We start from the raw sequence: 19636 nt of genomic DNA on the forward strand, positions 1-19636 counted from the left end.
GGAGTCTGTATGGAATTCAGCAATCCTTTCGATAATCCGCAGGGACAGTTTGCCATTTTGCAAAACGACCGTGGGCAGTACAGCCTGTGGCCGCAGCAGTGCGAACTGCCGGCGGGGTGGCGCGTGGTGTGCGAGGCGCAGTCTCAGGAGGCGTGCCAGCAATGGCTGGCCGGGCACTGGCGAACGCTTGAACCGTCCCATTTTGCGGAGGGGAGCGCATGAACCGTCTTCCTCTCGTCGCCGCCCAGCCGGGTATCTGGATGGCGGAACAGCTTTCTTCCCTGCCAAACGCCTGGAGCGTGGCGCACTACACCGAGCTGAAAGGCGATATCGACGCGCCGCTGCTGGCAAAAGCCATCGCTGAAGGCATGATGCAGGCCGATACCCTGCGGATGCGTTTTGCCGAGGAGAACGGCGAGGTGTGGCAGTGGGTGGATAACACCTACGTTCTGCCGGATCCGTCCATCGTTCGCGTTGACGACCACGCGGCCGCCGTGGCGCTGATGGAGGCCGATCTCCACCAGAACCTGCGCGTCGACAGCGGTCAGCCGCTGGCGTTTCACCAGCTGATTCAGGTGGGTGAAAGCCACTGGTACTGGTATCAGCGCTATCACCATCTGGTGGTGGATGGCTTCAGCTTCCCGGCCATTACCCGCCAGATCGCCGCGCTTTACGCCGCGTGGAAAAAGGATGAACCGACTCCTGACTCCCCGTTTACGCCATTTGCTGAAGTGGTGGAGGAGTATCAGCGCTATCGCGACAGCGAGGCGTATCAGCGCGACGGCGCCTTCTGGGCGGAGCAGCGCAGGCAGCTTCCTTCTCCGGTCTCGCTCTCTTCCGCGCCGCTGCCGGGACGCGCCGCTACTACCGATATTCTGCGCCTCAAAATCGCCGCCGACGGTCGCGCCTTTAGCCAGCTTGCACAGGCGGCAGGGCAGGCGCAGCGTACCGATCTGGCCCTTGCGCTGGTGGCGCTGTGGCTGGGCCGCCTGACCGGAAGGCTGGACTACGCCGCCGGGTTTATCTTTATGCGACGCATGGGCTCCGCCGCGCTGACCGCGACCGGGCCGGTGCTCAACGTCCTGCCGCTGGCGGTGAATATCAATCCGCAGGAGAGCCTGCCGGAGCTGGCGCTGCGCCTGGCCAACCAGCTGAAAAAAATGCGCCGCCACCAGCGCTACGACGCCGAGCAGATCGTGCGCGACAGCGGGCGTGCCGCAGGCGAAGAAGCCCTGTTTGGCCCGGTGCTGAACGTGAAGGTGTTTGATTATCAGCTGGATATCGACGGCGTGGAGGCCATCACCCACACGCTGGCCACCGGCCCGGTGAACGACCTTGAGCTGGCGCTGTTCCCGGACGAACAGGGCGGATTGAGCATTGAGATCCTCGCCAGTAAGCAGCGTTACGATGAGGCGACGCTTTCCCGTCACGTCGCGCGCCTGAACGCGATGCTGATGCAGTTTGCGGCCAACCCGGACCTGCGCTGCGGCGAAGTGGAAACCGTTTCAGAGCAGGAATACCAGAGGCTTGCGCGCATCAACGATACCGGACTGGCGCTGCCGGCCACCACGCTGGCGGATCTGGTGGCGGAGCAGGCGAGCAAAACGCCGGACGCCCCCGCGCTGGCGGACGCGCATATTGAGCTCAGCTACCGTCAGATGCGCGAGCAGGTGGTGGCGCTGGCAAACCTGCTGCGCGCGCGCGGCGTGAAGCCGGGCGACAGCGTGGCGGTGGCCCTGCCGCGCTCGGTGTTCCTGACGCTGGCGCTGCACGGCATCGTCGAGGCCGGTGCCGCGTGGCTGCCGCTGGATACCGGCTACCCGGACGACCGCCTGCGGATGATGCTCGAAGACGCTAAGCCGTCCCTGCTCATTACCACCGACGAGCAGCTTCCGCGCTTTAGCGATCTGCCGATTAGTGCATTTAGTTACAACACCCTTTTACCGGCTGCGGATGCAAAACCGCTGCGCCTGGCGAAGCCGGAGCAGACGGCGTACATCATCTTTACCTCCGGTTCGACGGGGCGTCCAAAAGGGGTGATGGTCGGCCATACCGCCATCGTTAACCGCCTGAAGTGGATGCAGGATCATTACCCGCTGGACGCGACGGACGTGGTGGCGCAGAAAACGCCGTGCAGCTTTGACGTGTCGGTGTGGGAGTTCTGGTGGCCCTTTATCGCAGGGGCGAAGCTGGTGATGGCCGAGCCGGACGCGCACCGCGATCCGCAGGCGATGCAGAGCTTCTTCGCGCAGTACGGCGTGACTACTACCCACTTCGTGCCGTCGATGCTGGCGGCGTTTGTCGCCTCGCTGACGCCGGAAAACGTCGACTGCTGCAGAACGCTTAAGCAGGTGTTCTGCAGCGGCGAAGCGCTGCCGACCGAGCTGTGCCGCGAGTGGGAGCAGCTCACCCGTGCGCCGCTGCACAACCTCTATGGCCCAACCGAAGCGGCGGTGGACGTCAGCTGGTATCCGGCGTTTGGCCCCGAGCTGGCGGCGGTGCAAGGCAACAGCGTGCCGATCGGCTTCCCGGTGTGGAACACGGGGCTGCGCATTCTGGATGCGATGATGCGCCCGGTGCCGTTCGGCGTGGCGGGGGACCTTTATCTCACCGGGATTCAGCTGGCGCAGGGGTATCTGGGCCGTCCTGACCTCACCGCCAGCCGCTTTATTGCCGACCCGTTTGCCCCCGGCGAGCGGATGTACCGCACCGGCGACGTTGCCCGCTGGCTGGACAACGGGGCGGTGGAATATCTCGGCCGCAGCGATGACCAGTTAAAAATCCGCGGACAGCGCATCGAGCTGGGCGAAATCGACCGGGCGATGCTGTCGCTGCCGGACGTGGCCCAGGCCGTGGCGCATGCCTGCGTGTTCAACCAGGCGGCAGCCACCGGCGGCGATGCCCGCCAGCTGGTGGGGTATGTGGTTTCCGAATCCGGCTTACCGCTGGATCGCGACGCGCTGCTTGAAGCACTAAAAGCACAGCTGCCGCCGCATATGGTCCCGGTGGTGCTGCTGCAAATCAGCGCGCTGCCGCTCAGCGCGAACGGCAAGCTTGACCGCAAGGCGCTGCCGCTGCCGGAGCTGACGAGTAAATCCTCCGGCCGTGCGCCGGAGACGGAAACCGAAATCGCCGTCGCGCAGGCGTTTTCTGCCCTGCTGGGCTGCGAGGTCAACGACATCGACGCCGACTTCTTTGCCCTCGGCGGACACTCGCTGCTGGCGATGCGCCTGGCGGCACAGCTCAGCCGCGCGTTTGGCCGCAGGGTCACGCCGGGGCAGATAATGGTCGCCTCGACGGTGAGCAAGCTCAGCGCGCTGCTGGACTCGCAGATGAGCGACGAGCAGGCGCAGCGTCTGGGGTATGAAACACTTCTTCCGCTGAGGGAAAGCGACGGTCCGACGCTGTTCTGTTTCCATCCGGCGTCCGGCTTTGCCTGGCAGTTTAGCGTCCTGGCACGCTACCTCAGCCCGCGCTGGTCCATCGTCGGCATTCAGTCGCCGCGTCCGGACGGTCCAATGCAGCAGCGTGCGGATCTGGATGGGGTGATTGAGCATCACCTGGCTACGCTGCGTAAGCAGCAGCCGCAGGGGCCGTATTACCTGTTCGGCTATTCCCTCGGCGGCACGCTGGCGCAGGGTATTGCCGCCCGTCTGCGCGAGCAGGGTGAAGCGGTGGCCTTCCTCGGCCTGCTGGACACCTGGCCGCCGGAAACCCAGAACTGGTCGGAGAAAGAGGCCAACGGCCTCGACCCCGAGGTGCTGGCGGAAATCGAGCGCGAGCGTCAGGCGTTTATCGCCGCCCAGCAGGGTCAGGGCTCCAGCGAGCTGTTTAACGCTATCGAGGGCAACTACGCCGACGCGGTGCGGCTGCTCACCACGGCGCGCAGCGCACGCTTTGACGGCAAAGCGACGCTGTTTGTCGCCGAGCGCACGCGAACGATGGATCCGCAGGTCGCCTGGGCGCCGTGGGTGGCGGAGCTTGAGGTGTACAGCCAGGACTGCGCCCACGTGGATATCATTTCACCGCAGGCGTTTGAGAAGATAGGGCCGGTGTTGAGGGAGATTTTGGGGTAGTGATTTCCCCTCACCCTAACCCTCTCCCCAACGGGGCGAGGGGATGCTTTGCTCCCTCTCCCTGTGGGAGAGGGCCGGGGTGAGGGCATCAGACCGCACGCTTGCCCAGCGGCACCACCAGCGGCGTACCCGCCACCGGATCGTCAATAATCATGCAGCGCATGCCGTAGATCCGCTCGATCAGATCCGGCGTCACAATCTCTTTCGGCGCGCCCTGCGCCACAATCTCACCGTCGCGAAGCGCAATCAGATGCGTGGCGTAGCGACACGCCTGGTTTAAGTCGTGCAGCACCGCCGCCAGGGTATACCCCTGCGTGCGGTTCAGCTCGCTCAGCAGCTCCAGCAGGTCAATCTGATGGCTGATGTCGAGCCAGGTCGTCGGCTCGTCCAGCAGCATGATCGACGTTTCCTGTGCCAGCACCATCGCGATCCACGCCCGCTGACGCTGCCCGCCGGAGAGGGTGTCCACGCTCTGCTGAGCAAGATCGGTGATGCCCGTCGCCTGCATCGCGCGGTTCACCGCCTCGTCATCCTCTTTGCGCCAGCGGGTAAACAGCGGCTGATGCGGATAGCGTCCGCGCGAGACCAGCTCCTGCACCGTGATGTCGCCCGGCGTGGTGGCGTTTTGCGCCAGTAGACCGATGCGCCGTGCTACCTCTTTGCTGGCGAAGCGCTGGATCTGCTCCCCGTCGAGGAACACCCTGCCCTCAGCCGGCGTCATCAGGCGGCTCAGGGTGCGCAGCAGGGTCGATTTGCCGCAGCCGTTCGGGCCGATAATTGCCGTAAAGTGGCCGTCCGGAATGGCGACGGATAAGTCACGGGCAATGATTTTTTTGCCGTAGCCGAGGGTTAAGTTTTCGCCGCGCAAGCGGGTGGTTGAATCAGTCATTTCCTGCGTGACTCCTGAACGAGCAAGACGATGAGGTAAATCCCGCCGAGGCTGACGGTCACCACGCCCACCGGCAGTTGATAAGGCATAAACAGCCGCTGGGCGCAGAGATCGGCGGCCAATAGCAGCAGCGCGCCGCACAGCGCCGCCTGGGTTAATCCCCAGCGCGCCGTGCCGCTAAGTCGCCGGGCGATGTGCGGTGCCACGAGGGCGATAAACGAGATTGGCCCGGCAATCGCGGTGGAGGCGGCGGTCAGCAGTACGGCGACCAGCATCAGCATCAGGCGCGAGCGCTCGACGCCCACGCCCAGCGCGCAGGCGCTGTCGTCGCCCATCTCCAGCAGACGCATGCGCCGCACCAGCAGCAGCGCGCCGATAAACATCAGCAAAATCAGCGGCGCGGCGGGCCAGGTTTTGCCCCATGTCAGGCCGTTGAGCGATCCGGCGTACCACAGCCCGGCGGAGAGCGCGGTTTCCAGCGAGGCCTGCAGTAAAAGCCAAGTGTTAAAGGCCATCAGCATGGCGCGGATGCCGATCCCGATGATGATCAGGCGAAAGGTGTCGATACCGTTGCGCCAGGCCAGCGCCCAGATCAGTAATGACGTCAGAATGCCGCCCGCCATCGCCGTAAAGGTAATGGCCGTCAGGTGCTGACCAAACAGCACCATCGCCACCAGCACGCCGCTCCAGGCCCCGGTGTTGAGGCCCATCACGTCCGGGCTGCCGAGCGGGTTGCGCATCAGCGACTGGAAAATCGCACCGCTCACGCCGAGCGCCGCGCCAACCAGAATCGCCATCGCCACGCGCGGGAGACGCCACTCCGTCACCACCATGGTGATGTTGCGCGGCGCGCTGCCGAGCAGGGCGTTAAGCAACTGCGCAAAATCGAGCGTCACCGCGCCGCTGCGCAGGCTCCAGACCGCCAGCAGCAGAATGGCAATACAAAGCAGGCATACGCTGGTGAGTAAACGACGGGACGGGGCCATCATGCGTCACCTCCGCGTTTACGGCGTACCAGGAAGATCAGCACCGGCGCGCCGATAAAGGCGCTGACCACCGAGACGCGCAGCTCGCCGGGCACCAGCAGGCGACCCAGCACGTCGGCAAACAGCAGCAGGGCAGGGGTTGCCAGCAGCGTGACCGGCAGCGACCAGCGGTGATCCGCTCCCACCAGCCAGCGCGCCATGTGCGGCATCATCAGACCGATAAAGGCGATCGGACCGACCACGGCGGTCGCGCTGCCGCACAGCACGGTGATGGCGAACAGACCAATCAGCTGCGTGCGCGCCACCCGGTTGCCGAGGGCGGTCGCGGTGTCGCTGCCGAGGCTCAGGCTGTTGAGCGACCGGCTTAAAAACAGCGCCACGGCGGCGGCGATAATGACCGGGATCGCCACAACTTTTAAGGTTTCGAGGGTGCGGATATCCAGCGAGCCGGCCTGCCAGAAGCGCAGCTGGTCGTAGACGTCCGGGTTGAGCAGGGCGATGCCGTTGGACAAGCCCTCCAGCACCGCCGCGAGCGCCACGCCCGCAAGCGTCAGGCGTACCGGGCTCAGCTGCCCGCCGCCCTGGCTGCCGGTAAAGGCGACCACCAGCGAGGCGGCCAGCGCGCCGCAGAAGGCCATCACCAGCTGCTCGGAAGGAGATGTCAACCCGAACAGCGCCGCGCCGAGCACGATGGCAAAGCTGGCGCCGGAGTTAACGCCGAGGATGCCGGGGTCCGCCAGCGGGTTACGGGTGAGGGTTTGCATCAGGGCGCCGGCAAGGCCGAGCGCGCCACCGGCCAGCAGTCCGGCAAGCATGCGGGGCAGTCGGGCGTCGAGCACGATGACGCAGTCGGCGCTCTGGCAGGTGCCGGAGAGCGCATCAACGATAACGGACGCGGGCAGCGGCTTCGCGCCGACCAGCAGGCTGAGTGCAGCCGCAAGGATCAACAGCAGCAATAAAACGGGCACGGCAACGGCGCGCACCGAAGAAGAGGAAAACGACATAGCAACATCCATGATTTGATAATGATAGTGATTATCGTTATCTATCTTATTTGGCTATGTTAGCATGTGCGCCCATGGAATGGGTAGAAATAGACTCAAGGCTTTGTCATGAATCAAAAATCCTGGCTGCTCAACCTCAGCCTGCTGAAAACGCACCCGGCGTATCGCGCCGTTTTTATCGCTCGCTTTATCTCCATTTTGTCCCTCGGGCTGCTTGGCGTCGCCGTGCCGGTCCAGATCCAGACCATGACGCACTCCAGCTGGCTGGTGGGGTTATCCGTCACCTTAACCGGCGGGGCGATGTTCATCGGCCTGATGGTCGGCGGCGTGCTGGCGGACCGCTACGAGCGTAAAAAGCTGATCCTGCTGGCGCGCGGCACCTGCGGCGTGGGCTTTATCGGGCTGTGTCTGAACGCGATGCTGCCGGAGCCGTCGCTGATCGCCATTTACGCGCTGGGGCTGTGGGACGGCTTTTTTGCCTCGCTGGGCGTGACGGCGCTGCTGGCGGCGACGCCCGCGCTGGTCGGGCGTGAGAATCTGATGCAGGCGGGGGCGATTACCATGCTCACCGTGCGTCTGGGCTCGGTGATTTCGCCGATGGTGGGCGGCCTGCTGCTGGCGACCGGCAACGTGGCGTGGAACTACGGGCTGGCGGCGGCGGGAACCTTCATCACCACGCTGACGCTGCTGCGCCTGCCGCTGCTGCCGCCTCCGCCGCAGCCGCGCGAGCATCCGCTGAAATCGCTGATGGCCGCGATTCGTTTCCTGTTCAGCAACCCGCTGATTGGCGGGATTGCGCTGCTCGGCGGCCTGCTGACCATGGCGAGCGCCGTGCGCGTGCTCTACCCGGCGCTGGCGGGAGAGTGGCAGATGAGCGCCTCGGAGATTGGCATTCTCTACGCTGCCATTCCGCTCGGCGCGGCGTGCGGGGCGCTGACCAGCGGCAACCTGGCGCAGAACGCGCGTCCGGGGCTGATTATGCTGCTTGCCACGCTGGCCTCGTTTATCGCCATCGGCTTCTTCAGCCTGATGCCGGTGTGGGCGCTGGGCGCGTTGTGCCTCGTGATTTTCGGCTGGCTGAGCGCCATCAGTTCGCTGCTGCAGTACACCCTGATCCAGACCCAAACGCCGGAAGGGATGCTCGGGCGCATTAACGGCCTGTGGACGGCGCAGAACGTCACGGGGGATGCGATTGGTGCGGCGATCCTCGGCGGGCTGGGGGCGATGATGACTCCGGTGGCCTCAGCGAGCTGCGGCGGGTTTGTACTGGCAATTATTGGCGTGGTTTTATTCATGTCGTTGGCAGAATTGCGCCGATTCAGGCAGGAGAGTGTGTTGAACGACGGTGCGGCCTGATGCCCTCATCCCGGCCCTCTCCCGCAGGGAGAGGGAGGAAAATGCCTACTTAAACAACGTATTCAATCTGTCTAACACCAACATCGCACTGTAATAATCCAGGCGGAACGTCTCCGTTCCCAATGCCCAGACCCGTTTGTTTTTCACCGACGGCAAATGCGCCAGTAGCGGGTTGGCGTAAATCGCATCCACGTCTTTCCGATCGCCGGCAAACACAAACAGCCCTTCGCCGTTCAGCCCCGTCGCCAGATTTTCACCGCCCAGCTGGATGATGTCGTGGCGTTTGCCCTGGCTTTTTGAGGTGTGCAGCCCGGCGGGTAGATCCGCCAGCGTAAAGCCCAGCTGGTGCAGCAGCTTGCCCTGAGCGGATTCCGCAGTCCACAGGTTGGCGCTGTGCGCAGCGGCGGTGTAGACGATGGCGTTCACCGGCTGCGGCGGCAGCTTCATCTGCTGTTTTACCTGCGCGAGCTGTTTATCAAACGCGGCAATGCGCTCTGCGGCCTGTTTTTCCTGCCCGGTGAGGGTGCCCAGCTGCGTCAGCAGTTCCTGCCAGCTCTTGTCGTCGTAGTTGATGATAAGCGTTGGGGCGATGGCGGAGAGCTGATCGTACAGCGCCAGCGCGGAATCCCCGCCGGTGGCGCTGATCAAAATCAGATCCGGCATTTGCGCGGCGACCGCTTCGGCGCTCGGCTCGCCAATGTACAGCCGCGCAACCTTGCGCTGTTTCGCAATATCACCCCACTGACGCAAAAAGCCCTGCGCATCCGCCACGCGGTTGTTCGGCGTGGTCGCGCCGCTGGCAACGACCGGCGCGTCAATCGCCAGCAGGGAGCCGGTTAAGGTCACGCTGGTGGAGACAATGCGCGTCGGTTTGCTCTCAAGCGTGTGAACGCCTCGGCTGTCGGTCACCTGACGCGGCCAGTCGGCGGCAACGGCTGAGGCAAGTCCTAAAACTAAAAGTCCAGATAAAAGCAGGGTATTACGGAATAGGGCAGGGAATTTCACAGCGCGACATCCTGTTTTTGTTGAAGATAATGCTTCTCATTTTCATGGTTGATGCGAAGGGATGCAAGCTTTTGTCGCATAAGTTATTTGTCCGACGGTTGACAGCGCAGCGATGTGGGATTAGGTTAGCCGACGAAAATATAAATGATAATCATTATTGCTTCTTTTATCATTTTGAGGAGGATGATATGGACACGTCCCTGGCTGAGGAAGTTCAGCACACCGCGACCACGCTGCAATCAGACAGCTTTTTCTTTATGTCGCCTTACCGCAGTTTTACTACCTCAGGCTGTTTTGCCCGCTTCTCTGAACCCGCCGTCGGCGGTGACGATCCGGCCGGGCAATTCCAGCAAAAATTAGCCCAGGCCTTCCGGAATGCGAAAGCTAACGGTATCGCTCATCCGGTGATGGCAGGGGCTATTCCGTTCGATACCCGCAAGCCATCTTCTCTGTTTATTCCGCAGCGCTGGCAGACCTTTTCCCGTCCGGCACGTCAGCAGTCCGCACGCTATTTTTCCGGCTCGCAGGCGCTGAAGGTGGAACAACGCACCGAGATCCCGCCGCAGCCCGTGTTTGAAGAGATGGTCGCTCGCGCCGCGTCGCTCACCGCCACGCCGCAGGTGAACAAGGTGGTGCTGTCGCGCCTGATTGATATCGCGACCGACAAACACATGGACAGCGGCGCGCTGATGGAGAGGCTGATCGCCCAGAACCCGGCGAGCTTTAACTTCCACGTGCCGCTGGAAGACGGCGGCGTGCTGCTCGGCGCCAGCCCCGAACTGCTGCTGCGTAAAGAGGGCGCGCACTTTAGCTCGCTGCCGCTGGCAGGCTCCGCGCGCCGTCAGCCGGACGACGTGCTGGATCGCGAAGCGGGCAATAAGCTGCTGGCCTCCGAAAAAGACCGTCACGAGCACGACCTGGTGACTCAGGCGATGAAGGCCATTCTGGCACCGCGCAGCCACCACCTGAGCATGCCGTCTTCCCCGCAGCTCATCACCACGCCGACGCTGTGGCATCTGGCGACGCCGGTTGAAGGTGACGCGCGTGAAAACGAAAACGCCCTGACTCTGGCCTGCCTGCTGCACCCGACCCCGGCGCTGAGCGGCTTCCCGCATGAGGCGGCAAAAGAGCTGATCGCCGAGCTGGAGCCGTTCGACCGCGAGCTGTTCGGCGGCATCGTCGGCTGGTGCGACAGCGAAGGCAACGGCGAGTGGGTGGTGACCATCCGCTGCGCGCGTCTTCGCGAAAATAGCGTTCGCCTGTTTGCCGGCGCGGGCATTGTGCCTGCCTCTTCGCCGGTGGGCGAATGGCGCGAAACGGGCGTGAAGCTCTCCACCATGCTCAACGTGTTTGGCTTGCACTAAGGATCGCTCATGACCATTCCTTTTACCCGCTGGCCTGAGGAATTCGCCCGCCGCTACCGCGAAAAAGGCTACTGGCAGGATCTGCCGCTGACCCACATCCTGACGGATCGCGCTGAAAGCGATGCCGTGGCGATTGTCGACGGCGAGCGGCACATCACCTACCGCGCGTTTAATCAGGCGGTGAACAATCTGGCGTCCGCTCTTCAGGCGCGCGGGCTGCAGCGCGGCGAGACCGCGCTGGTGCAGCTCGGTAACGTGGCCGAGTTCTACGTCACTTTCTTTGCGCTGCTGCAAATTGGCGTCGCGCCGGTTAACGCGCTCTTTAGCCATCAGCGCAGCGAGCTGAACGCCTACGCGGAGCAGATCAAACCCGCCGTGCTGATTGCCGATCGCGACCACGCGCTGTTTGCGGGCGATGATTTCCTCAACGCCTTTGTGGATGCGCATCGCTCGGTACGCCTTGTACTGCTGCGCGGCGATAAGGGCGAACACGCCCTGGAAGCGGCGATTGCGCGTCCGGCGGACAACTTCATCCCGAACCCGACGCCCGCTGACGAAGTGGCGTTTTTCCAGCTTTCCGGCGGCAGCACCGGCACGCCGAAGCTGATCCCGCGCACGCATAACGACTACGACTACAGCATCCGCCGCAGCAACGAGATCTGCGGAATCAATACACACACCCGTTATCTGAACGCGCTGCCCGCGGCGCATAACTACGCCATGAGCTCGCCGGGATCGTTAGGCGTCTTCACCGCCGGCGGCTGCGTGGTGCTGGCGAACGATCCGAGCGCCACGCTCTGCTTCCCGCTGATTGAACGGCATCAGATTAACGTCACCTCGCTGGTTCCTCCGGCGGTAAGCCTCTGGCTGCAGGCGATTGCCGACGGCGCGGGCAACGCGCAGCTCAAATCCCTCAGGCTGCTGCAGGTGGGGGGCGCACGCCTCTCCGCCACGCTCGCGGCGCGCATTCCGGCGGAAATCGGCTGCCAGCTTCAGCAGGTGTTCGGCATGGCGGAAGGGCTGGTGAACTACACCGCGCTCGACGACTTGCCGGAGCGCATCATCAACACCCAGGGTCGCCCGATGTGCCCGGACGACGAAGTGTGGGTGGCGGACGAACATGGCAACCCGCTGCCGCGCGGTGAGGTCGGGCGTCTGATGACGCGCGGGCCGTACACCTTCCGCGGCTATTTCAACAGCCCGGAACACAACGCCAGCGCCTTTGACGCCGACGGCTTTTACTGCTCTGGCGATCTGATCGCCATCGACGAGCAGGGCTACATCACCGTGCAGGGGCGCGAGAAGGATCAGATCAACCGCGGCGGCGAGAAGATCGCCGCCGAAGAGATTGAAAACCTGCTGCTGCGCCACGAGGCGGTGATCCACGCCGCGCTGGTGAGCATGGAGGACAGCCTGCTGGGCGAAAAAAGCTGCGCGTATCTGGTGGTGAAACAGCCCCTGCGCGCGGTTGAAGTGCGCCGCTTCCTGCGCGAGCAGGGCGTTGCCGAATTCAAGCTGCCGGACCGCGTGGAGAGCGTGGATGCGCTCCCGCTGACGCCGGTCGGCAAAGTCGATAAGAAACAGTTGCGCCTGTGGCTTGCTGAACGCGCCCGGGGCTGAGGAACAGAGTATGGCCATTCCAAAATTAACCGCTTACGCGCTGCCGACTGCCGCAGAGCTGCCGACCAGTAAAGTAAACTGGGCGTTTGAGCCTGAACGTGCCGCGCTGTTGATCCACGATATGCAGGAGTATTTCCTGAACTTCTGGGGCGAAAACAGCGCAATGATGCAGCAGGTGGTGGCGAATATCGCCAGACTGCGCGCTTACTGCAAAGCGCACAATATTCCCGTGTACTACACCGCTCAGCCGAAAGAGCAGAGCGACGAAGACCGCGCCCTGCTGAACGACATGTGGGGGCCGGGCCTGACCCGCTCGCCGGAGCAGCAGCGCATTGTCCGCGAACTGACCCCGGACGAAGCGGACACGGTGCTGGTGAAGTGGCGCTACAGCGCGTTTCACCGCTCGCCGCTGGAGCAGATGCTGAAAGAAACCGGACGCAACCAGCTGCTGATTACCGGCGTTTACGCCCACATCGGCTGTATGACCACCGCCACCGATGCCTTTATGCGCGACATCAAACCGTTCTTTATCGCCGACGCGCTGGCGGATTTCACCCGTGACGAGCACCTGATGTCGCTGAACTATGTGGCCGGACGCTCGGGCCGCGTGGTGATGACCGACGAGCTGCTGCCGTCCGTTCCGGCGACCAAAGCCGCGCTGCGTGAGCTGATCCTGCCGCTGCTGGACGAGTCCGACGAGCCGATGGATGACGAAAACCTGATCGACTACGGCCTGGACTCGGTGCGCATGATGGCGCTGGCCGCCCGCTGGCGCAAAGTGCACGGCGATATTGACTTCGTGATGCTGGCCAAAAATCCAACCATCGACGCCTGGTGGGCGCTGCTGTCCCGCGAGGTGAAGTGATGGGGCTGGATTTCACCGGTAAAACCGTCTGGGTGACGGGCGCGGGTAAGGGGATTGGCTACGCGACGGCGCTGGCGTTTGTGGAGGCGGGCGCACGGGTGACCGGCTTCGATCTGGCTTTTCCGCTGGGGGATTATCCGTTCGCCACTGAAACCCTGGACGTGGCGGATGCCGCGCAGGTGCATGAAGTGTGCGGGCGGGCGCTGGCGTCGCTTGAACGGCTGGACGTGCTGGTCAACGCGGCGGGCATTCTGCGCATGGGGGCGACGGACCAGCTTTCGCAGGAGGACTGGCAGCAGACCTTCGCGGTCAACGTCGGCGGCGCGTTCAACCTGTTCCAGCAGACGATGGGCCAGTTCCGCCGTCAGCAGGGCGGGGCGATAGTCACCGTGGCGTCCGACGCGGCGCACGCGCCGCGCATCGACATGAGCGCCTACGGCGCGTCGAAGGCGGCGCTGAAAAGCCTGGCCCTGACCGTCGGGCTGGAGCTGGCGGGCAGCGGCGTGCGCTGTAACCTGGTGTCGCCGGGCTCAACGGACACCGATATGCAGCGCACCCTGTGGAAAAGCGACGACGCGGAGCAGCAGCGTATTCGCGGCTTTGGCGAGCAGTTCAAGCTCGGCATTCCGCTGGGCAAAATCGCTCGTCCGCAGGAGATAGCCAGCACGGTGCTGTTCCTTGCTTCCGATGCCGCCAGCCATATCACCCTGCAGGATATCGTGGTGGACGGCGGCTCCACGCTGGGGGCGTAAGATGATCTGGAAACGTCATTTACCGCTCGAGGAGCTGAACGCGACCAGCCTGAATACGCTGGTGGCGCATCTCGGTATCGTCTATACCCGCCTCGGCGACGACACGCTGGAAGCGGAGATGCCGGTGGATGCGCGTACCCATCAGCCGTTTGGCCTGCTGCACGGCGGCGCGTCGGCGGCGCTGGCGGAAACCCTGGGGTCGATGGCCGGCTTTCTGATGACCCGCGACGGTCAGAGCGTGGTGGGGACGGAGCTTAACGCCACGCACCATCGTGCGGTCTCTCACGGCAAAGTGCGCGGCGTTTGCCAGCCGCTGCATCTGGGGCGGTCGAGCCAGAGCTGGGAGATTGTGGTATTCGACGAGCAGGGGCGGCGGTGCTGTACCTGTCGGTTGAGTACGATGGTGTTGGGCTAAGCCAGGCAGATCAAAGTGATCGGCTTAACACTGTGGTGTAAATCTCTGGTTTGACCACGCATTATTGCGTTTCAAAGTTGTTAAATTTTTCCGGTTGTTCTAGAAACAAAATGTAACATCTCACTGTTTCACAACAACGGACAACAACTATGAACAACTCAGGGAAATACCTTATATGGGCAGGGCTCTCCGTTGTGGGAGCCTTTGCCCTGGGCTATATCGCCCTCAACCGGGGGGAACAGATCAATGCGCTCTGGATCGTCGTCGCCTCCGTCTGCATTTATCTGATCGCGTACCGTTTTTATGGCCGCTATATTGCGAAGAACGTTCTGGGCGTTGATGCGACGCGCATGACGCCTGCCGTCCGCCATAACGACGGGCTGGACTACGTGCCGACCGACAAAAAAGTGCTGTTCGGTCACCATTTTGCGGCGATTGCCGGGGCGGGTCCGCTGGTGGGGCCGGTGCTGGCGGCGCAGATGGGCTACCTGCCGGGGATGATCTGGATCCTCGCGGGCGTGGTGCTGGCGGGCGCGGTGCAGGACTTTATGGTGCTGTTCGTCTCGACCCGCCGCGACGGGCGTTCGCTGGGTGAGCTGGTGAAAGAGGAGATGGGGGCAACCGCCGGGGTGATTGCGCTGGTGGCGACCTTTATGATCATGGTGATCATCCTCGCGGTGCTGGCGATGATCGTGGTGAAAGCGCTGACCCACAGCCCGTGGGGGACCTATACCGTTGCCTTCACCATTCCGCTGGCGCTGTTTATGGGGATTTATATTCGCTACCTGCGCCCGGGCCGCATTGGTGAGGTGTCGGTAATTGGCCTGGTATTCCTGGTGTTCGCCATTATCTCCGGCGGCTGGGTGGCGGAAAGCCCTACCTGGGCGCCGTTCTTCGACTTTACCGGCGTCCAGCTGACCTGGATGCTGGTGGGCTACGGCTTTGTGGCGGCGGTGCTGCCGGTATGGCTGCTGCTGGCTCCGCGTGACTATCTCTCTACGTTCCTGAAAATCGGCACCATCGTCGGGCTGGCGATTGGCATTCTGATTATGCGTCCGACCTTGACCATGCCTGCGTTAACCAAATTCATCGACGGTACCGGCCCGGTCTGGACCGGTAACCTGTTCCCGTTCCTGTTTATCACCATCGCCTGCGGCGCGGTGTCGGGCTTCCACGCGCTGATCGCATCCGGAACCACGCCGAAGATGCTGGCGAATGAAAATCAGGCCTGCCTGATCGGCTACGGCGGCATGCTGATGGAATCCTTTGTCGCCATCATGGCGCTGGTCTCGGCCTGTATCATCGACCCGGGCGTGTACTTCGCGATGAACAGCCCGATGGCGGTACTGGCACCGGCTGGCACCGTTGACGTGGTGGCGTCCGCCGCGCAGGTGGTGAGCGGCTGGGGCTTTGCGATTACCCCTGATACGTTGACGAGCATCGCCAGTGAAGTGGGCGAGCAGTCGATTATCTCCCGTGCGGGCGGAGCGCCGACGCTGGCGGTCGGCATGGCGTATATTCTTCACGGCGCGCTGGGCGGGCTGATGGACGTGTCGTTCTGGTATCACTTCGCCATCCTGTTCGAGGCGCTGTTTATCCTGACGGCGGTGGATGCGGGAACTCGTGCGGCGCGCTTTATGCTGCAGGACCTGCTGGGGGTGATCTCCCCGAACCTGAAGCGTACCGATTCGCTCCCGGCTAACCTGCTGGCGACGGCGCTGTGCGTGCTGGCGTGGGGCTACTTCCTGCACCAGGGCGTGGTCGATCCGCTCGGCGGGATTAACACCCTGTGGCCGCTGTTTGGTATCGCCAACCAGATGCTGGCAGGCATGGCGCTGATGCTCTGCGCGGTGGTGCTGTTCAAGATGAAGCGCCAGCGTTACGCCTGGGTGGCACTGGTGCCAACCGCGTGGCTGCTGATCTGTACCCTGACGGCGGGCTGGCAGAAGGCCTTCAGCCCGGACAACAAGGTGGGCTTCCTGGCGATCGCCAACAAGTTCCAGGCGATGATCGACAGCGGCAAGATCCCGGCGCAGTACACCGAGTCGCAGCTGTCCCAGCTGGTGTTTAACAACCGTCTGGATGCCGGGCTGACTATCTTCTTTATGGTGGTGGTCGTGGTGCTGGCGTTGTATTCTCTCAAGACCGCGCTGGCGGCGTTGAAAAACGATCAGCCAACGGCGAAAGAGACGCCGTACGAGCCGATGCCTGAAAACCTGGAAGAGATTGTGACCCAGGCGAAAGGGGCGCACTAACCTGTGTGCCGGGTGGCGGCTTCGCCTTACCCGGCCTACATTTCTTCTCCGCCCTCTCCCTCCGGGAGAGGGCAGGAAACAAACGAGAAACTGATTATGTTCGACACCCTTTCCAAAGCAGGTAAATACCTGGGCCAGGCCGCCAAAATGATGATTGGCGTGCCGGACTACGACAACTACGTCGAGCATATGCGCGTCAACCATCCGGACCAGACGCCCATGACCTACGAAGAATTTTTCCGCGACCGCCAGGATGCCCGCTACGGCGGCAAGGGCGGGGCGAAGTGCTGTTAACCCTCTTTCGGTAGATAGAGGCTTATCTGTTCCTGCTTGCAGCCGTAGATAGCAGCCAGCTTTTCGCGGGTGCGCTTTTGCGGACGGGAGTCCAGCGCTTCCAGCTGTGACACGGCGGACTGGGTGATGCCGAGTTTCTCAGCCACCTCCTGCTGGGACATGCCGCGCAGGATACGCCACGCGGCCTGCAGGCTGACGTTCTGCCAGGTCATGATGCTGCATACTTCTCCCGGCAATTCCACGTCATCCAGACTATCGTGTTCGACTTCAATATCCTCCAGATCGTCGTCGGTTTCGTCGTCAATTTCTGCCATCTGTAAGAGCATACGAAAATATTCGTGATAGGGAATAACGACGTACTGCGTTTTCCCGTTATCGTCCTTGATTAGCTGTACAGCCATAGTTGGCACTCTCCTCATGCAGGTAAGTCTTTGAAGTTCTGCGCTTGACGGCCAAAACATAACAATGGTCATCGGGATCGTTCCGAAGCGTATAGACGATGCGGTAATCGCCTACGCGAAGCCGGAAATGATTTTCTGTTGCCGATATTTTTTTGATATCGGGCCGGGGAGCCGAGCGGTCATCCAGCTCGGAGAGCTTTACCTCAATTCGACGCTGATACCGCTCGTCAATTCTGGAAAATGCCTTTTTTGCACCATTGGACCAGACAATCTTCATCCGTACCTCCACTGTACGCCCACACAAAGTATAAGGAAATAATAAGGCTATTAGATAAATTCCGAATTTCTAATGGGGTACTGTAGAGCGGGGAAATAACCGGAGAAAGCGGCAAAACGCAAACCGTCGAGGGCGCTCGGAAACGCCTCTGTCGGACGACAGAGGCTTGCAGTGAGATTGCGATCAGGCGTTCAAACCGCCGTCCACGTCCAGGCCGGTACCGGAGATCTGCCCGGCCGCCGGACTGGCAAGAAACGTGACCGCCGCCGCGACGTCTTCCGGCTGACCGTAATGACCCAAAGCAATAAGCTGACGCTGAGAGTCAGCCTGTTCCCCGTCTTCCGGGTTCATATCGCTGTTGGTGGGCCCGGGATGTACCAGGTTAACGGTAATGCCGCGCGGCCCTAAATCACGGGCCAGCCCGCGGGTGAGGGAATTCAGCGCCGATTTGGTCATCGAGTAAACGGCAATGCCCGGCTGCGCCACGCGGTTTGCCAGACAGCTGCCGATGTTGATAATGCGCCCGCCGTCGGACATGTGCACCAGCGCTTCCTGAATGGCGATCACCACGCCGCGGATGTTGACGTTGATAAGGGCGTCAATGTCCGCCAGCGTCATGGACTCCAGCGGACCGCCGCGCGCGATCCCGGCGTTGTTGACCAGAATGTCCAGCCCGCCAAGAGAACGCGCCGCATGGGTGACGGCATCCTGAATCGCCTGCGCGCTGGCGCTGTCGGCCTGCACGGCTTCGCTGTGGCGCCCCAGCGCCTTAATCTCATCGGCGACCGCCTGGGCCTTATCGGCAGATTTTTCATACGTAATAATCACATCCGCACCGGCGCGCGCCAGCGACAGGGCAATCGCACGACCCAATCCGCGGCTGGCACCGGTAACCAGCGCCTTTTTACCTGTTAAATCGATCTGCATGATGACCTCGTTACGAGAGTGGTAAGAATCATCATTAGGTATAGCCTGTCGGCGCGATTAACGGCTGAAGGATTCCACTTTCTCAAACGCGGCGCGCAGAACGTCAGGCGTTAACGTAACAGGTAAATAGTGAATCGACTCCACCGGGCGCAGGGTGTGGGCAATGACCTTATCCAGCTCGTCGCGGTTAGTGATGTCGACGTCCAGCTCGCGAAGCGTGGTCGGCAGGTTAAGACGCTGGTAAGCCGTCACCAGCTGCGCCAGCACGTCGTCCTGGCCGAGCAGGGCGCTCTGCACCAGAATGCCGTAGGCCACCTTGGTGCCGTGCAGGTATTTCTCCGTCTGTGGCAGCACGGTTAAGCCGTTGTGTACCGCATGCGCCGCCGCCACGCGCGTATAGCGTTCGCCCAGGCCGCCGACCATCCCGCCGCCGGCGATGATTGCATCCACCACGTCCCGGAACGCCTGCGTCTGTTCGCCGCGCTGCTGGTCGGCCAGCGCCTCTTCGCTGCGCGCCAGCAGCACGTCGCGGATCGCCAGCGCGCCGTTGATGCCCAGCCGCACCGTCAGTGGCAGGTTCTCAGGCTCAGGTGCCAATACCACCGCTTCGTACCACTTCGCCAGCGTATCGCCGATGCCCGCCAGCAGGTAATCCGCCGGGGCGTTAAGGACGATCTGCGGATCCACCAGCACCAGGAAGTTGGCGTCGTCGAAGATCTCAAAATGCAGCGCCTGACCGGCATCGTTATACCAGACGGAGAGCGGGGTCCACGCCGCACAGGTGGCGGCAATGGTGGGGATGCCCACAAACGGCACCCCTAAGCGGCGCGCCACGGCCTTGACGGTATCCATCACCGCGCCGCCGCCGACGCCAATCACCACGCTGGCGTCGCTGCCGGATTCATTCACCAGATGGGTGACGTCGCGCTCGCTGCAGTGGCCTTTAAACAGTAGACGTTTCGCTCCCGGCGCGTTAAAGCTCGCCGGCAGGAAAGGGCGCGCGCCTTCGATAGCGCGCTCGCCGTAAATCCACACCGCGCGGGAAAGCTGTTCCGGGGTAAAGAAGTTATCCAGCTGCGCAAGGCTTCCGGGATGAGAGAAGTAGTTCGCCGGGCCAGGCACGACGCGGATATCGGTGTTGCTCATGATG

The 19636-nt window shown here is 62.6% G+C and carries 18 protein-coding genes; 10 read left to right on the plus strand and 8 right to left on the minus strand.

Annotated elements, in window-relative coordinates; translation table 11 throughout:
- Positions 1-9: 9 nt before the first annotated feature.
- Positions 10-222: an MbtH family protein gene (locus NWV12_RS05515; RefSeq protein WP_048980779.1), complete on the plus strand. Its 213-nt coding sequence runs from the start codon at positions 10-12 to the stop codon at positions 220-222.
- Positions 219-4076: an enterobactin non-ribosomal peptide synthetase EntF gene (gene entF, locus NWV12_RS05520; RefSeq protein ID WP_048980777.1), complete on the plus strand. Its 3858-nt coding sequence runs from the start codon at positions 219-221 to the stop codon at positions 4074-4076. Before NWV12_RS05515 ends, entF begins: the two co-directional genes overlap by 4 nt.
- A gap of 88 nt (positions 4077-4164) precedes the next feature.
- Here entF and fepC read toward each other — a convergent pair whose 3' ends face one another.
- Genes fepC through fepD form a run of 3 tightly spaced genes read right to left on the minus strand, consistent with a single transcriptional unit; the run spans position 4165 to position 6955 of the window.
- Positions 4165-4965 carry an iron-enterobactin ABC transporter ATP-binding protein gene (fepC, locus tag NWV12_RS05525; RefSeq protein WP_048980776.1) on the minus strand — a complete coding sequence of 267 codons (801 nt, stop codon included), beginning with the start codon at positions 4963-4965 and terminating at the stop codon, positions 4165-4167.
- The gene (gene fepG, locus NWV12_RS05530; protein ID WP_075204842.1) at positions 4962-5951 is read right to left on the minus strand and encodes an iron-enterobactin ABC transporter permease; all 990 of its coding nucleotides are present in this window, start codon (positions 5949-5951) and stop codon (positions 4962-4964) included. The genes fepC and fepG overlap by 4 nt, the downstream gene beginning before the upstream one ends.
- Positions 5951-6955: a Fe(3+)-siderophore ABC transporter permease gene (gene fepD, locus NWV12_RS05535; RefSeq protein WP_048980773.1), complete on the minus strand. Its 1005-nt coding sequence runs from the start codon at positions 6953-6955 to the stop codon at positions 5951-5953. The genes fepG and fepD overlap by 1 nt, the downstream gene beginning before the upstream one ends.
- A gap of 108 nt (positions 6956-7063) precedes the next feature.
- Here fepD and entS point away from each other — a divergent pair, with 108 nt between their 5' ends.
- Positions 7064-8311, plus strand: coding sequence for an enterobactin transporter EntS (gene entS / locus NWV12_RS05540; protein WP_048980771.1), 1248 nt, complete (start codon positions 7064-7066; stop codon positions 8309-8311).
- Positions 8312-8356: 45 nt separating this feature from the next.
- Here entS and fepB read toward each other — a convergent pair whose 3' ends face one another.
- A complete protein-coding gene (gene fepB, locus NWV12_RS05545; RefSeq protein ID WP_048980770.1) occupies positions 8357-9316 on the minus strand; it encodes a Fe2+-enterobactin ABC transporter substrate-binding protein in 960 nt (319 codons plus the stop codon).
- Between the two features lie 188 nt (positions 9317-9504).
- Between fepB and entC the strand changes: the two genes are divergently transcribed.
- The 7 genes from entC (at position 9505) to NWV12_RS05580 (ending at position 16881) form a co-directional block, all read left to right on the plus strand.
- Positions 9505-10680: an isochorismate synthase EntC gene (entC, locus tag NWV12_RS05550; RefSeq protein WP_048980768.1), complete on the plus strand. Its 1176-nt coding sequence runs from the start codon at positions 9505-9507 to the stop codon at positions 10678-10680.
- 9 nt (positions 10681-10689) lie between these two features.
- The gene (entE, locus tag NWV12_RS05555; protein WP_048980767.1) at positions 10690-12300 is read left to right on the plus strand and encodes a (2,3-dihydroxybenzoyl)adenylate synthase EntE; all 1611 of its coding nucleotides are present in this window, start codon (positions 10690-10692) and stop codon (positions 12298-12300) included.
- Between the two features lie 10 nt (positions 12301-12310).
- Positions 12311-13165 (plus strand): isochorismatase, encoded by an 855-nt coding sequence (locus NWV12_RS05560; RefSeq protein WP_033144898.1) that lies wholly within the window; start codon positions 12311-12313, stop codon positions 13163-13165.
- Entirely contained in the window at positions 13162-13917 is a 756-nt protein-coding gene (gene entA, locus NWV12_RS05565) for a 2,3-dihydro-2,3-dihydroxybenzoate dehydrogenase EntA (RefSeq protein WP_101744451.1), read from the plus strand. The genes NWV12_RS05560 and entA overlap by 4 nt, the downstream gene beginning before the upstream one ends.
- Position 13918: 1 nt before the next feature.
- The gene (entH, locus tag NWV12_RS05570; RefSeq protein ID WP_023310710.1) at positions 13919-14332 is read left to right on the plus strand and encodes a proofreading thioesterase EntH; all 414 of its coding nucleotides are present in this window, start codon (positions 13919-13921) and stop codon (positions 14330-14332) included.
- A gap of 149 nt (positions 14333-14481) precedes the next feature.
- Complete coding sequence (cstA, locus tag NWV12_RS05575) at positions 14482-16587, plus strand: pyruvate/proton symporter CstA (protein WP_033144900.1); 2106 nt, start codon at positions 14482-14484, stop codon at positions 16585-16587.
- A 96-nt stretch (positions 16588-16683) separates the two neighbouring features.
- Positions 16684-16881, plus strand: coding sequence for a YbdD/YjiX family protein (locus tag NWV12_RS05580; protein WP_006809671.1), 198 nt, complete (start codon positions 16684-16686; stop codon positions 16879-16881).
- Here NWV12_RS05580 and NWV12_RS05585 read toward each other — a convergent pair.
- From NWV12_RS05585 to NWV12_RS05600, 4 genes are all read right to left on the minus strand, one after another.
- Complete coding sequence (locus tag NWV12_RS05585) at positions 16878-17282, minus strand: helix-turn-helix domain-containing protein (protein ID WP_029740113.1); 405 nt, start codon at positions 17280-17282, stop codon at positions 16878-16880. The two genes, NWV12_RS05580 and NWV12_RS05585, sit on opposite strands and share 4 nt — an antisense overlap.
- Positions 17254-17559 carry a type II toxin-antitoxin system RelE/ParE family toxin gene (locus NWV12_RS05590; RefSeq protein WP_048980765.1) on the minus strand — a complete coding sequence of 102 codons (306 nt, stop codon included), beginning with the start codon at positions 17557-17559 and terminating at the stop codon, positions 17254-17256. The genes NWV12_RS05585 and NWV12_RS05590 overlap by 29 nt, the downstream gene beginning before the upstream one ends.
- A gap of 183 nt (positions 17560-17742) precedes the next feature.
- Entirely contained in the window at positions 17743-18486 is a 744-nt protein-coding gene (locus tag NWV12_RS05595; RefSeq protein ID WP_032661029.1) for an SDR family NAD(P)-dependent oxidoreductase, read from the minus strand.
- Between the two features lie 57 nt (positions 18487-18543).
- On the minus strand, positions 18544-19632 hold the full coding sequence (locus tag NWV12_RS05600) for an oxidoreductase (protein ID WP_048980763.1): 1089 nt from the start codon (positions 19630-19632) through the stop codon (positions 18544-18546).
- Positions 19633-19636 lie beyond the last annotated feature (4 nt).

It is taken from the genome of Enterobacter sp. Crenshaw, assembly GCF_024734705.1.
Classification (GTDB): domain Bacteria; phylum Pseudomonadota; class Gammaproteobacteria; order Enterobacterales; family Enterobacteriaceae; genus Enterobacter; species Enterobacter asburiae_B.